Annotated in this window: 11 protein-coding genes; 2 read left to right on the forward strand and 9 right to left on the reverse strand. The window is 67.8% G+C overall.

Annotated features, from left to right (window positions below; translation table 11 throughout):
• Window positions 1–5: 5 nt before the first annotated feature.
• From QF027_RS23160 to QF027_RS23170, 3 genes are all read right to left on the reverse strand, one after another.
• A complete protein-coding gene (locus tag QF027_RS23160; protein ID WP_307076765.1) occupies window positions 6–521 on the reverse strand; it encodes a hypothetical protein in 516 nt (171 codons plus the stop codon).
• On the reverse strand, window positions 518–1345 hold the full coding sequence (locus QF027_RS23165; RefSeq protein WP_307076767.1) for a cupin: 828 nt from the start codon (window positions 1343–1345) through the stop codon (window positions 518–520). The genes QF027_RS23160 and QF027_RS23165 overlap by 4 nt, the downstream gene beginning before the upstream one ends.
• 70 nt (window positions 1346–1415) lie before the next feature.
• Window positions 1416–3047: a major capsid protein gene (locus tag QF027_RS23170; RefSeq protein WP_307076769.1), complete on the reverse strand. Its 1632-nt coding sequence runs from the start codon at window positions 3045–3047 to the stop codon at window positions 1416–1418.
• Between the two features lie 292 nt (window positions 3048–3339).
• On the opposite strand from QF027_RS23170, the gene QF027_RS23175 reads away from it, so the two are divergent.
• The gene (locus QF027_RS23175) at window positions 3340–4248 is read left to right on the forward strand and encodes a hypothetical protein (RefSeq protein WP_307076771.1); all 909 of its coding nucleotides are present in this window, start codon (window positions 3340–3342) and stop codon (window positions 4246–4248) included.
• Window positions 4249–4387: 139 nt separating this feature from the next.
• Window positions 4388–5773: an AbiJ-related protein gene (locus QF027_RS23180; RefSeq protein ID WP_307076773.1), complete on the forward strand. Its 1386-nt coding sequence runs from the start codon at window positions 4388–4390 to the stop codon at window positions 5771–5773.
• A gap of 356 nt (window positions 5774–6129) precedes the next feature.
• Here the strand turns inward: QF027_RS23180 and QF027_RS23185 are convergent, their stop codons facing one another.
• The 6 genes from QF027_RS23185 to QF027_RS23210 form a co-directional block, all read right to left on the reverse strand.
• Window positions 6130–6282 carry a hypothetical protein gene (locus QF027_RS23185; RefSeq protein ID WP_307076775.1) on the reverse strand — a complete coding sequence of 51 codons (153 nt, stop codon included), beginning with the start codon at window positions 6280–6282 and terminating at the stop codon, window positions 6130–6132.
• Between the two features lie 2 nt (window positions 6283–6284).
• The gene (locus tag QF027_RS23190; protein ID WP_307076777.1) at window positions 6285–9695 is read right to left on the reverse strand and encodes a phage minor head protein; all 3411 of its coding nucleotides are present in this window, start codon (window positions 9693–9695) and stop codon (window positions 6285–6287) included.
• Window positions 9688–9888 carry a hypothetical protein gene (locus QF027_RS23195; RefSeq protein WP_307076779.1) on the reverse strand — a complete coding sequence of 67 codons (201 nt, stop codon included), beginning with the start codon at window positions 9886–9888 and terminating at the stop codon, window positions 9688–9690. Before QF027_RS23195 ends, QF027_RS23190 begins: the two co-directional genes overlap by 8 nt.
• The gene (locus QF027_RS23200) at window positions 9885–11633 is read right to left on the reverse strand and encodes a hypothetical protein (protein ID WP_307076780.1); all 1749 of its coding nucleotides are present in this window, start codon (window positions 11631–11633) and stop codon (window positions 9885–9887) included. Before QF027_RS23200 ends, QF027_RS23195 begins: the two co-directional genes overlap by 4 nt.
• 3 nt (window positions 11634–11636) lie before the next feature.
• Complete coding sequence (locus tag QF027_RS23205; RefSeq protein ID WP_307076782.1) at window positions 11637–11954, reverse strand: DUF1360 domain-containing protein; 318 nt, start codon at window positions 11952–11954, stop codon at window positions 11637–11639.
• Window positions 11955–12211: 257 nt separating this feature from the next.
• Window positions 12212–12880, reverse strand: coding sequence for a helix-turn-helix domain-containing protein (locus QF027_RS23210; protein WP_307076784.1), 669 nt, complete (start codon window positions 12878–12880; stop codon window positions 12212–12214).
• Window positions 12881–14019: the final 1139 nt, after the last annotated feature.

Consider the following 14019-nt stretch of genomic DNA (forward strand, 5'->3'; position numbering starts at 1 on the left):
ATCGCTCATGCCTCCCGGTGCACTTGGCGGTGGTGGGCGTCCCTGCCGCGCGCTGTGCTGAACGTGCGCGGGCACAACTGGCAGGCGTACGGCGGGCCCGACGGGCTGGTGGGGTCGCTGCTGTCCCCTTCAGCAGCAGCGTCCTCGGCGGCTTGGACGACGGTCGCCGCTTCTTCCACTGCCGCCTGGCCCGGTTCGGCGGCACCTGCCAGCAAGGCACCGTGGCCGGGGGCGGCGTCGAGCGGTACAGAGCCCGGCCCGTACGCGGAGTCCGGTACAGCCGGTAGCGGCTCCCCGGGCACGGCCGTCAGCCACTCCGGGTTCTCGTCCTCCACCGGGACGTACCGGTGGCCGTCCACGAGGGAGCCGACGAGGAGGTGTTCCGGCAGGTGCGTGAACAGATGCGGCGGCACAGCGAAGTCCGTGGTGGAGCAGGTGCGGACCTTCGGCGTCTGGGCGACCGCCCACCGGGCGAAGTCCACGCGCAGCTCCCGCGCGGGCCGGACGATGATCAGGTTCACGGGCACAGCACCACCCGGATCGCTGCGGCCTCACAGCACGCGACCTCGACCACGAACGACCGCTCGGCCAGCACGAACCGGTCGTTGGTGCTGATCCGGAAGCTCTCCTTGTCCGTGTCCGGGACGATCTGCGGGGCCTCGCGGCGGATACGGATCGGGCCGGTGATGTAGAGCCACGCCTCACCGGGAGGGGCCTGCGTGCAGTCCGGCGGGCCGACGTTCACGGAGTAGCCGCTGCCCATGATCACGCAGTTGCCCATGAGGGTGCGCGGGACGCCGTCCTCCATGTGGACGACGTTGCAGCAGCCCAACAGGGCGGCGGCCCCGGCGGGGACGTGGAGGATGCCCTGACCGCCGTAGTTCTCCGCGAGCCACCCTTCAAGGGCGGCCACACCCTGCGCGATGGACACGGCCCCAGTGGCGGGGGTGAGGTCGGCGGCCATGGGACAGAGCACGTCCCGCGCGAACCACTCCTCCAGGGCGCGCTGCTCCCCCATGCGCAGCGTCTCGCGGGCGTGCTGGACCGCCTCCTCGTACGGCCAGCCGACCGTGGAGCAGGTGGCGCCGGCGTAAATGGTGATCGGCGAGGCGGAGCACACGCCGGGCCGCTCGAACACCTTGGCCGCTGGCCCGGGTGTGGTGCTGTCCTCGGGGCACCAGTCCCAGTCGTGCGCGGCGGCGCACGAGAGCGGCATCCACTCGGTGCCGAGGAGTTCGTGCACGTCCTCCACGTCGATGATGTCGACGCAGCCGCCGAGGATGCCGTGGGGCAACGGCGTGCCCGGGATGGCCGCAACGCGCCTACGCAGTCCGGCTGATGGCATCTGCCTCACCTCCTCTCATCCGGGCAGCCCCGACCGGGCAGATGGCCGGGGCTGCGAACGGTGAAGGGGGTCAGCTGCTGCCGGCGGCGCAGACGAGCTCCAGCTGCGCGCCGGTCGCGCCGTCCGGGCAGACCGGGACGGTGACGAGGCGGGTGTCCACCGACCGGTCGACGAGGGTCGAGCACTCCTCAGCGAACAAGGCCGTGTAGTCATTCGTGACAAACTTGGTCGAATCGTGCACGACGCCCAAGTTGACCTCCTCACCGCGCCCGATCTGGAGCGACCCGGACGGGTACATGAGGAACCGGACGACGGCGGGCCAGTCGACGGCCGCGTCGGAGCCGCCGATCTCGTCCGGGACGGCCGGGGACAGGCCGCGCGCGAACTGGACCCGCACCCCGAGCGTGCTGAACACGTCCTGGATGCAGGTCGGGCTCAGGTCACAGATGTTGACGCCGTTCTGCCGCGCCAGGTCGGTGAGGAACAGGTTGCGGCTCCACCACGGGAACACGACCTCCAGCGCCGTGGTCTCGCAGAGGCTGTGCCGCTCGATGACGTCGGCGGCCTGGAGGGCGACCGCGCCGTAGATCGCGGACAAGGCGCCGAACGTCGGGGCCAGGGTGACCGGGGTCGCCGTGTTCAGGGCCTGCTGGAACAGGACCTGCTTCACGCGGATCTCGTGGGCGACCATCGCGTTGCGCAGGTACCAGGCCACCAGCTCCGGGAAGTGCCTTTGGGTCAAGATGCCCGCTTCGAGGCAGACGCCGATGGCGTCGCAGCGGACCTCTACCGGGTCCGGGCAAGGGATCTTGAAACAGGGTTTCGTGGCACCGCTGATGTCGTCGGCCTCGGTGTGGACCCACGTCATCGACCCGACGTCCAGGGACAGCGGCTTGTAGTAGCGCAGTCCGCCACGGGCGAGCTGGATTTCGGGGGCGTCCCACAGCATGTCCGGGCAGGCCACGCCGGTGATGTCGTACAGCGTTTCGCTGGGCGCGCACCAGCCGCCGGACGCGACGAGTTCACCCTGCGGGAGCCGTCCCTGGTTCTGCGCGGCGATCGCCACGGTGGTGCCCTCGGGCGCCGAGCTGGAGTCGGTGACGATCAGCTCGTCCGGGTACGGGTGCCGGTACGAGATGACCTGACCGGTGCCGCCACCAGCGGTTTTTAGGGCGTTGGCGCGGCTGATGATGCCGGTGACGACCTGCCCGAAGTCGAGCGGTGCGCCTGGGGTGTAGCCGGGGACGTCGACGGCCGCGGTGATGTGCGTGCCCGGGGCCGGCGGCTCCGGCAGGACGCGCGGCTGTACGGCCCGCACCGACGCGAGGTTGAGGGCGGGACGCCGCACCATGGCGGCGGACGCCACCACCGGCTCCGGGTCGGGCTCCGGCTCGGCCACGGGCTCCTCGACGACGGGCTCTTCCACGGCCGGGGCAGCGTTCGGGTCGTCCCCACGGACCTGCGCGGCGAGCTGCTCGATCTCCGCAGCGGCAGCCTTCGCGGCGGTGATGCGGTCGTTCTGCTCCGTGCGCATGGCCTCAACAGCGGAGGCCAGCGAGCGGAGTTCGGTGATGTCCTTCTCGGTGACGAGGCTGGACGTCGCCTTGGCGTCGAAGGCCTGAACGGCGCCCGCAAGGGCAGCAGCAAGCTGCTCGTCGTCCAGGGCAGTGTGGTCTTCGGGAAGCTCGAACGGCTCGGTCATGCCAGATGTCTCCTGTGTGAGCACCTGACACGGCCCTGAACCAGCTGTCCAACAGGCATATTAGCTGTACGGGCGCTCTGGCCTAGGCCTCAAGGACGGCTGCCTGTACGAACGGCGTCCGGACCTGATGACGCTCCCTGTAACCCGCCGCGCCCTGCTCAAGGGTGACCTCACACCTGCTCGATTGCTCTCCCCAGCATGCGGCCCATGAGTGCGATGCCGAGGTCCTCGAGCGCTCTTCGACGCATGATGAGCCGACGACAACTACGCAGCGGGAAGGAAGTTTTGGGCTGTGCAGAAACAGGTTTCGGAGCAGTTCGCTTTCTGGACGTGCCGCAGGCTGTTCGGCCCCATCTATCCCTACGACAGGTGCTTCGGCTGCGGAGCCATGCACATCCCGCCCAGTTCCGAGGATCCTCATAACGGCCGCTACGACTTCGCGGGGGAGGATGTGGCCGTTGAGGTCGTTTCGGTCGTGAACTCGTCCGCGCTCAGGAACTTCTCCTCCTGGAACAGGCGCCACCCTGGACCACTCGATGGGGATCCGGCCGAGTTCGGACTGACCCTCCCGTGGGTGATCGAGGTGCCCGCCCGTACTCGCACCGACCGGTTGGACTCGGTCCTGGAAGCAGTGCGTTCTATGGAGCGGGCCGGTATCCACACAACCCACGCTCATGGATGCGGTGGTCGCCGCTGCCCCGCCGGATCGGGCGGCCACATTTGCACCTTCTGTCAGGTCGCATGCACCGCGCCCTTCGACGCCTACGTGGATGACGAGGGGCTAATGGCTTCCCGGACCGGGAACGTGGTCGTCAGTGTGACCGAGAGCCTGCTCTCCCAGGGGCTGCATGACCTGGCTCACGAGATCGCGGGTCTACTCCGGGCGAGCCCGGATGGGAAGAGAACAGACGTTCAGCAAAAGCTCGACTTGGCCGAACGGCAGGGCAAGAGCCGAAGGGTGGTGTGCTTCGTGCTGGATCTCTACTTCGCTCTCCGGCTCAACGCGGCCCCGGGTACCTGGAAGAAGCTGGGAACCTTCCCCTGGGATGCGATCCGCCCTGTCACCGACGTCGTAGTGGCTTCACCAGACTTTCACCGCGCCGTGGTCTTCTCGGACGCTGCTCCCACCAGGCAGATACCGGTACGCAACACGGACAGGACACCGACCCCTCGCACTCTTGGATGCCGCCTCCACCGGTAGCAACTGCCGTGCCTTGCTGTCAGGTTGGCGCTCCATCTGGGTAGTAGAAACCGGTTCTGCTGGAAACGCTGCATGGGGGGCTCGGTTCCGCAGGCGGCCGGCTTTCGAAGTGAACCGTCATCGCGGGATGGGAGTGCAGATGGACGTGGACAGTCTTCGGAGGCTGATCGACGAGGCAGTTGTCTCTCGATACGAGGTTTTCCGCCATGACGACATCCCAGCACTGTGTGAAAGCCTCAGCATGCCTGCGCCTCCACCACGTATAGATCCCCACACGAACCGCGAGATCTCTAAGCACAAGCGCCTGACTGCCAGCTTGAGCGCCTGCAAAGGCGAAGCCCTTCCGGCGATCGCGCACGCTGTCCTGGCCAGCCAGCCCGTCGCCGCAGCCCATCGCAACGCCTTGCAAGACGTGCTGTGGCAAGAGAGTAGTTGCGTCGAGATCCCAGGTCGGACCAGACGTGAACTGGCCGCGTCGTTTGCCCTTGAGGATCACGCTCGTCACTCGGAACGCTTCCTCAAGACGCTCGACGCCTTCTGGATCTTGGACGACGATCCTCTGGCCGGCTGGGGCGGGCCCGACAAGAGCCTGCGCGCGAAGATCATCCGGCATGTGATCGGGCACGATGACTGGGACGCCGAATACCTCTTCGAACAGCTTGGCTGTTTCGAGGCACCGCATCCACGTTTCGCGCGCTTCCTGGAGGCGTTGGCGGCGCCTTCAACGCTGCCTGAGGAGCCAGCACAGCGGCGCTTCACCGAAATGGCCAATGAGCACCTGCTACGAGTGGGCGCACAACTTCAAGCAGTCGGAGAACACGACGGTTACCCGCTATTCGAATTGATCAACGTCGGACAGGCGTCATCCCGTCGGCCCCGGCAGGTCATCTTCGCCACCCTGGTTAAGCCGGACATCAGGGTCAGCAGCGTCCTGGACGGTGACTTGGAGGTCATCGAACACGCCGAGCAAGCCGACGAGATCCTCGTGTACAACCGCGTCATCGGCAACGACGGCCTCCGCTGGCGTGACCTCATGAGCTGGTGGCAGGAAAAGCACGACATCACCGACACCGGACATGCCCGGTCGTCGCTGTTCGACCGCATGCGGGCCAGCCTGCCCAAGGAATCAAGTGGTCAGGACAACCTGTACTGGCTGTACTACAACATCTATCAGCACGAGCTCGACGATCTTCCCGCCTTGCTGCCCGAGGTATGGCTGCACTGGGATCACCAGACGGTCAAGCAGCGCCGTGAGCGCGCCCAGCAACACATCCGGATGGACTTCCTGCTGCTGATGCCCGGCCGTAAACGCGTCGTACTCGAGGTCGACGGAAGCCAGCACTTCACGGACAACCGAGGCACGGTTCCCAACCCTCGCAAATACGCAGAAACTATGGCCGGGGACCGCGAACTGAAGCTTCTGGGCTATCACGTCTACCGCTTTGGTCATGACGAGCTCGAGAAGCGAGAGCACGCCCGTTCGATACTTACCGATTTCTTCAGCAGGCTGCTTCGGGCAGCGTGACCTGGGCCCTCCCCGAGGTAGTGGTGCACCTGTGGGGCCGGCCTTCAAATCGCGATGGGCTGCACAGTGCGACTGTGCAGCCCATCCTCCTGCTCGGCCGCCCGAATCGGCCTGGGCGCCAATGGGCTTAAGTCTCCGAGGGCGTTGTGACAGCGCCGAGCGGGCGCACGATGCTCCCGGCGTAGCTGCGGGAGACGCTGTTCGCCAAGGGCTCGTTGCTGGTGGTGAAGGCGACGCGGCCGTTACCGCCGTCCATGACCACCTGATATGTGGTCCTGGAGGGGCGGGCGGGGCCTACGTTCGGGGACCGTTTGCGGTTGCTGCCGCAGCCACATCCCATGGGGCTCTCCCCTTCGCTACTTCTTGGCCACTTCGCGGACTTCGCGGCCGTCGCCGCGCGCGGCCATGGCGTCGGCGGTCGTCTTGTACGGGGTGGGCCCGAACACGCGCTTCCCGTCGGCGTCGACGACCTCGTACTGCGTCTTGTTCTTCTGGCACGAGCACGGCATGGTCAGTTCCTTTCCGGCTGCGGGGCAGCAGTGGCAGCGAGCTCGGCGCGGAGGGGTGCGAGCCGGGCGGTGAGTTCGGCGAGTTCGGCGCGCGCGGCGACGGCACGCTGTTCCTCGCGGGTCTTGAGGGCGTCGGCGAACTGGTCGAGGAATGCGGGCTCCAGGAGCGCAGCCGTGATCTCGCCGACGTACGGTGCCGGGGCCTCGTCGCGGGCGGGTGCATGCTCGGGCTCGGGTTCCGGCTCGCTGACAAGGGGCTCGCTGGCGGTGACGGTGGTCTCGTCGATGACGGCCGCGGCGGCGGTGAGCGCGAGGTTCGACCGGTCGACGACGGCGGCCGCGGTGAGCGGCGACGAGTGCCCGGGTACGGGCACCGAGAGGACCGCCTTGAGCTGCCAGCGGCCGTCTCCGCCCCGCGTCATGTGGTAGCTGGGCTGGCACGCCTGGAACACGGTGCGATCCCAGGGGGACAGCCATGGGGCGGCGGCACCGGAGAACCAGAGGCCGCCCTCGTTCATGCCGACGGTGACGACGGCTGCGACGGTGCGGGAGTCGTCGAACTGGCAGGACGCGGTCTCGCACTCGTAGCCGTCGCGGTGGTGGCCGACGTTCATCGTCATCGCACCCGCACGGACCTCGCTGCCGTCGTCGAGCCGGAACTGTGTCCGCAGGAAGTGACTGAAGTCCAGGCCGCGCTGGGCGAGCTTCTCGATGGTGACCTTCCGGCCGTGCGCGGCGTGCGGCACACCGCGCTGTGCGACCCAGCCGTACGCGCGGCCGCCGACGATGTGGACGCCGCCGCTACCCGGCGGCAGCTCCTCGGGGGTCGGCTCACGGAACCAGGCGGCGGGCATCGGATCTTCGGTCTGCATCACCTGCCAGGCGGAGGCGACGATATCGGCGCCCCGCTCCTCGTACAGGGCATCCAGGGCTGCGGCGGCCGTCGCCTCATCCGCTGAGAGCGGGGCGGGTTCCGTGTCGTCGGGCGCGGCGGCCGTGATCGGGCCTTCGGGGAGGGTGGACGCGCCTACGTAGAGGCCTCGGGCGATCCGTACCAGGCTGCCGACCTCCAGGGCGCGGTTGAGGTGGGCGTGGACCTGGTCGAGGCTCATGCCGAGCTTGTTGGACAGGTGGCGCGGGCCAACCGGTGTCGGCGAGGTACGCACATAGGTGACGACGCGCTCGTGGCCGTCGCTGGAGGACGCCACCAGCACGGGCGCGGACGCGGTCTGTTCGTCGGGCGGGTCGAGGACGATACGGGCCTTGTCGTAGGCGGGCATCGACACGAGAGTTGCGCCGCGCAGCCGGGCCCGGGTGATCCGTACGAGGTAGTCGCCGGACTTCTCCTCGTGGAAGACGACGCCGTCGCCCGGGTCGGAGTCGCCGGCGGCCGCGGTGATCTGGTCGCCGAACACGCGGCGGGCGGTCGCGCCGGTGATGGTGCCGCCGGGGCTGGTGAACAGCATGACGGAGCGGGCGCTGTGTGCCATCTCGACGCCGGAGGCGGTCCATTCGGCGCGGGAGCGGGCGGTGATCATCCACGCGCCGTCTGCGAGGCGCATGACGCTCGCTGACGCGAACGACGCTTCCAGGAATGCCGGTTCGGCCTCGTCGTCTTCGGGCTGGGGTGTGGTGTCGACGAGCTGCACATCCACGTCGTCCAGGTCGACGGACACTCCGAGTGGCGCTTCCTGGTCGAGGAGCATCGCGGCGTCGAATCCGGCGGGCTGTGTCATGTAGAGCACGCCGGTGCCGGTGATGCGGTTACCGGCCCGGCCGAGCGTCTGGATCGCTCCGGCGAGTTCGGCACCGTTGTGGCCCTGGCCCATCGCTTCCGCGTACTGGAGCGGCCACGGGCCGCCGCTGTCCCAGAACAGGGCGTTCGGGGTGAAGACCCGGCCGTCGCCGGTCTGCTCGTCCTCGTAGGCGAGCGCGGCACCGTCGGGTGTCGACCACGTACGGACGGGTGGCGGCGGTGGGGTTTCCGTTTCCGCCTGCACGGGTGTGGCCATGGGGGGTTCCTCCTCTGCGGGGCCGAGCGGAATGTCGTAGTGGTCGCCCGCGAAGGCGAGGCGGATCCGGTCGAAGGTGATCGCGCCGAGCCGCTCACACATCGCCTCGAACGGCCACGTGTCGGCCCCGTAGGCGCCGGTGACATGGGCGACCCAGGGCGTGTGCTGGACGGGCGTCTCGGGCCGGTCGTGGGTGCCTTCGAGGGCCTGCACGGCGAGAGAGCGCGCGTCGTACAGGCCGGGGCCGTCGTGGTCACCGTCGTCGCCGACGGCCCACACCCAGGCCGGGTTGTCGGAGTCGGGATTCCAGTGGTTCACGCCGAACGCGCGGGCGACGACGGGACCTGACAGGGCGGCAGCCTGGGCGCGCACGTCTTCGACAAGTTCGTTGCGCTGGTCGTCGGTCCACTGGGAGACGTCGTCGCCGAGGAACCACAGCGTGCAGTGGAGTTCGCCGGCGTCCTCCCCGTCGGGCAGGGCGAGGAACCGTGCGTCTTCGTCCCGGGGCAGGAGCGCGATCATGCCGCCAATGAGGTGACTCCCATCCGCTGCGGCCGCCTCATCCCTCGAATTCCGTGGATCTGCAAATGCAGCCGGTGACGGTTCCTGAGATTCGTAGGCCGACGCCTGCTGTTCTGCTGCAAGTCGCAGGACGCACCGGCAGTTCACGGTAAGCTGCGGCGGCGCGGCCGGGTCGCCGGGATACGCCATGGCGACACCGCTGACGGTGAAGGCTTCACCGAGGAGGCGGAGTTGCCCGTCTACGTCGTCGTGGGCATCACGGACACGGCTATCGCGGCGGGTCTGCCACTGCTTGACCAGCGGGCGCCCCTCACCGGTGAGGTCTTCGGCGGCTGCCAGGGTGGCGGCGTTCCACGCGCGGGTGGACTCGGTGCGCGCGATGCGCTCCTCCCGCATCTCGCCGAGCTGGGCGCCCTCACGGGAGAACACCTCACGCAGCCGGGCCCGCAGCGCCTCAACATCCTCCCCGGCATCGAGGCCGGCGCCCAGCTCGGTGACGGCAGCCTCGGTCAACCGGTCACCCACGGCCCGTAGAAGGTGCTCGGTGTCGGTGACGTAGGAGCCGAGGGAGGCGGGGAGACCGTCACCACGGTCGTGGCGGCCTGGCAAGTCGTCCCAGCCGTCGGGGAGTTCCGCGTCGACGTCGCTCGCCGCCTGCTGGCCGGCCGTTTCGGCGACACCGAGGAGGCGGCGCACGAGGCGCGGCATCCGGGACGTCCACATGCGGCCGATCTGGGCGAGGGAGAACCGGGCGGCGACGATCTCGCTCGCATCGGCGAGTTCGGCCGCTATCTCGGCGGCGACCTCGTCCAGGACGGCGCGCCCCTCGTCGGCGACGGTCTGTTCCGCCGCGGTGAGCGCATCGAGCAGGTCAGCCACGGTTCACCTCCGGGGCGTCGGGGTCGTCGCAGAACTCGCAGACGGCGACGGTGCTGATGTACGTCACTCCGGTCGGGAAGAGCGCGTGCACGTCGACGGCGAGGGCACTGTTCGCCTTGCAGTCCGGGCACCACTTCGGCCGTGGCCGGCTGGTGGCCACGGTGACGGTGACGTGCGCCTCCCGGGAGTTCATGCGGCCTCGGAGATGCACGGGGCGCGCAGCACCCGCACGGTGTCCTCGTACGTGTGCGGGTGCCGGGCCGCGAACAGCGCTCGCGCGTAGTCGTCGAGGACGCCGGTGAGACATTCCGGGTTGAGGCCGTAGCGGGAGGCGATCTCTGGGACGCGCACCCACGCCCCGTCGAAGAGGTGCCAGGCGTCGATCATGTCCGGCTCTACCGGGAACACGGTGTGCAGCTCGGCAGGCACGATGTCGCGGGCGCGGGCGCGTTCGGAGCGGGGGCAGGCCGGCTTGTTCCGCAGGCGCTCCCCCGCGGCCTGGAGGGCGGCCCAGATCAGCCCGTCGACGGCGGCCAGGACGCGTTCAGGGTGGGCGGCCGAGGCGGGAAGGGTGTCGGGGATGCTGGTGGTCTCTCCCACGGGCAGGGTCGTCACGTTGCTCGGCGTCTCCTCTTCGGCGTTGCCCTCGGTGTCGTCGGGGTCGTCGGTGGTGGTCTTACGCGCTGCGGTCTCGGCCGCGGTGGGGGCGTCGGCTTCGTCGAAGCCGGTCTCACGGCGGGCGGCAGCGGCGGAGATCAGGCCGGCCTGGAACGCTTCGAGGGCGGTCTGGGCGCGGTTGGCCTGGACGCGGAGCTGGCTCGTGTCGTACCAGACGAGCCACTCGTCGGCGTCCTCCAGGCCCTGGTCCTCAAGGAGGGGGCGGAGCCACTGGGTGGTCAGGGCGAACGCGACGAGCGCGAGACGCGGCTCGACACCGAGACGAACAGCCTCGGCGGAAATCGCCCAGGCGGACCAGTGGTTCGCCTCAGAGAGACCCAACAAGATCTCGGCGGGGACTTCCAAGCCGTTGGCGAAGCGGCGGATCGCCTCGTCCCGCAACCGCAGGGCGAGTTCGTCGAAGTTCGACTCGAACGACATCCACTTGATGTCGCTGATCACCTCGGCGGGCACTTCCAAGATGATCGGCACCGTCGCCGCCGCGCTGTCCGGTTCACGGATCGCGGTGGAGGCGACCTCGAGGAACACTTCCAGCAGGTCGTCCTCTGCGTCGCCGGCCGTGCCGGGCGAGGTGGGGAACCTGGTGCCCTTGGGGACGAGCAACACACCCCTGCCGGTGATGCGGGAGCGGGCGATGGCGGCGACGGCCGCGTTGAGGAGCTGGAGTTCTTCGAGGAGGACGAGGCTGGAGCGGACGGGACTGTCGGCTTCGATGTGCCGGTCGGGGGACGGCTTCCACACGCGGATCGCGATGGGTGCCATCGGATCGGGTTCGGCGTCCGGGTCGTACGGCGGGATCGGTATGTCTTCGCCGTCGATCTCGACGGTCATCTTCCCGCCGCTCTGCTGCTTCACCTCGCGGGTGGACAGGACCCGCCAGTCGTAGCCGTCGACGTTGTCGGTCTTGTCGACGGTGGGCCGGACGACAATCCAGCCTTCCCCGGCTACGACGAGGTGGGGGCCGAAGTCGCCGAGGAGCTGGGACTGCCCGTCGGGGCCGCCTGCGATCTCCCGGACGATCTCACTGGCCGGGTGGTTGTCGGGGGCGCGTTCGATGGTGCCGTCGTCGGCACGGCGCCCGGCGTACAGGGTGGCGCCGCCCATGGCGTTGCCGACCCACGTTCCAGCGAACCGCACTTCGGGGACGTCCTTGAAGTGCTTCCACGCCTCTTGCTGCCATGAGGAGTCGCTTCTGCTGGCCCTGCTCTTGGTGGTCTTGACGCTGTAGCGGGAGGCTGCCGCGGTGAGCTGACGGGGCACAGGTCACCCGCTGAACGTGTCGTCGCGGCGGTTGAGCAGTGCTTGCACTCCAGCGATGGAGAACCACTCGATGCCGTGGACGATCCACGGGGCCTGGTCCCAGCTGTCGGTGGCGAGGAGGTACACGAGGAGCGTGATCCCGGACAGCCACCAGCCGAGGCAGTACACGCAGCTGATCAGCTGGATCAGGAAGGAGCGCGGCTTGGAGTCGAGGTTGTTCGCCTGCCAGGCGGCGAGCCGCTCCCGCGCCGGGTCGAGGATCGTGTCATGGACGCCGAGCTGAGTCGCGCGGTACGCGGCGAAGCCAAGCACTGCGAGCACGGGCAGAGAAATCACGAACCGCCTCCGGTGAAGATCCCCAGGTCAAGAAACGGCGGTAAGGATACTGCGCAGCACTACGTGCGTAGTGCGCAGGACTACGAGGGGCAGGCGGTGTCAGCCGTGCTTGCGGCTGGCCGAGGGTGCCCTGCGCGAGATCGAGGGCGTCACATGCCCACCATCAACACAGACGCCGAACCTCGACACTCCTGTCGCTTGGACACCAGCGCCGCGGGACGCGGGCATCCTGGCTCCCAGTCTCAGAAGGGCGGAATCTCTGCCTTGTACGTCCAGTATGAACTGGCCTTCTCGGAATCTGCGGGCACCTCAAGGTCGTCGACCTGCAGATACGTGCGCGGAGGCGTTAGGCCACGTCTGACCATTTCCTCCCTCAGCCCTTTCAACTCAAGCTTCAGGTGATAGGCGCGTTCCTTTTGCGATTCGGCATCGACAGCTGACATCTCCCACAAGCCCTTAGCGTCTTCGTTGATGTCCTTGTAGATGCCGCTGATCAGGTTCTCCAGCCAGCGGTGGGTACGGGCCACGGTCAGGGCCCATTCGTCCTTGGGTAGGCCGTCGAGACTCGACCTCCGGTGAATGGTGATGACGCCTGAGAACCAATTGACCGCGCGAATGGGATCGATCCAGCGATTAGGGAGATGCTCCACTTCTTCCACATACCCGGCAGGAATGATCAGCGCGATGGGCGGCACCCCTAGGGCCTGCGCAAGCGCCACGGTCTCCGCTACCGAGATGTTGGTCCGCCGCCCGTTCTCGATGTTGGAGATCACGGTGCGAGGGATCGGAGTGCCGAGCTCCTCGCAGGCGTCCGACAACTGCTGCGCGCTCATACCGCGAGCCAATCTGTGGCGTCGGATCTCCCGGGCGATCCCCGTGCCGACACGCGACATCCAGTCCGGTTGCTCCATATCGACGCAAGATACGGCAGATGTTGCGCCATGTCGAGTGGTGCCGTAGGGTCCACCCACTCGCCGAATCAAACAGATTCAGCTACGGCTGAGAGTTGCGTCAAAATGACCCAACCAGAAGCACCAGACGGGGAGGCGCGCCATCCCGGCCCTGTCGCTACTCCTCGTCTGGGACTTCTTGCGGCTCGTCGAACAAGGGCATCTGAGCGTGCTACTTGGAGGCCTCAGACAGGAGCGAGATGCGAGCCCCCAAGGGCGACTACGAGCTCAACGGCTCGGGGACTGCAGCCGGGCGGACTGGCGCGTCGCCGAGTTCGACAAGCGCATCAAGACGGGCATCTGCACCCGTGTCGTGGACGTGGATCTTCAGCGACGCCAAGTTCACCGCCGAGCTCCACCGCGACACGCCATAGGCACTCCAATCCACAGGTAAGAGATGCAATGGCGCTTCATCACTTACGAAAACCCACGGTGGGGGCGCGCAGCGGGCACCTGAAGAAGCAATCCTGGGGCGACTGCGTACTTTTTCTTCCTCACAGGCTGGGGACGGGTAAGCCTGCTGGTCAAAGCCACCTTTTGGTGTTGCGTGCCACGTCGTCCACAGGCTCGTACCGGGCTCGTCCACAGCTGAGACTCAACTGTCCCCAGAGGTACGGGCATTGTCCCCAGACCCCTGTGGACGGCCAGATTGGCCGACGGTCCGGCGCGTGCCACTATCAGCAGGCCGAGCGGCTGTACTGCTCCTTCGATCAAGGCAGTTGCCGCTGAGCACGTTTCACGTGAAACAACGCGGACGCACCGGCCTGCACGTAAGCGGAGTTGGGCGTCTCATTTGTCAGGGTCGTGCCGTAGAAACGACACGCCAGACAAGATGCAGGGCTTCAACTGCCCCGCTGCAACGACCGAGTCACTCCCCGGACGTACCCCGGTTTTGTCAGTGCTGCACTACAGACTAGTTCTCGGCGGCCTTTCGGGCGCCGCCGCCAAAACGGCGGCGGCCCCCTGTTGCGAGCAGGAGGCCACCGACTTCGACAGCAAGAACCGACGACCTGAGGAGGTCACGATTCCCACCGAAAACGAGCCTACGGGCTCCCACTGTCAAAGCAACTCTGACCAGCACCTTGAGGGCCCGCCCCTCG

It is taken from the genome of Streptomyces canus, assembly GCF_030816965.1.
Classification (GTDB): domain Bacteria; phylum Actinomycetota; class Actinomycetes; order Streptomycetales; family Streptomycetaceae; genus Streptomyces; species Streptomyces canus_E.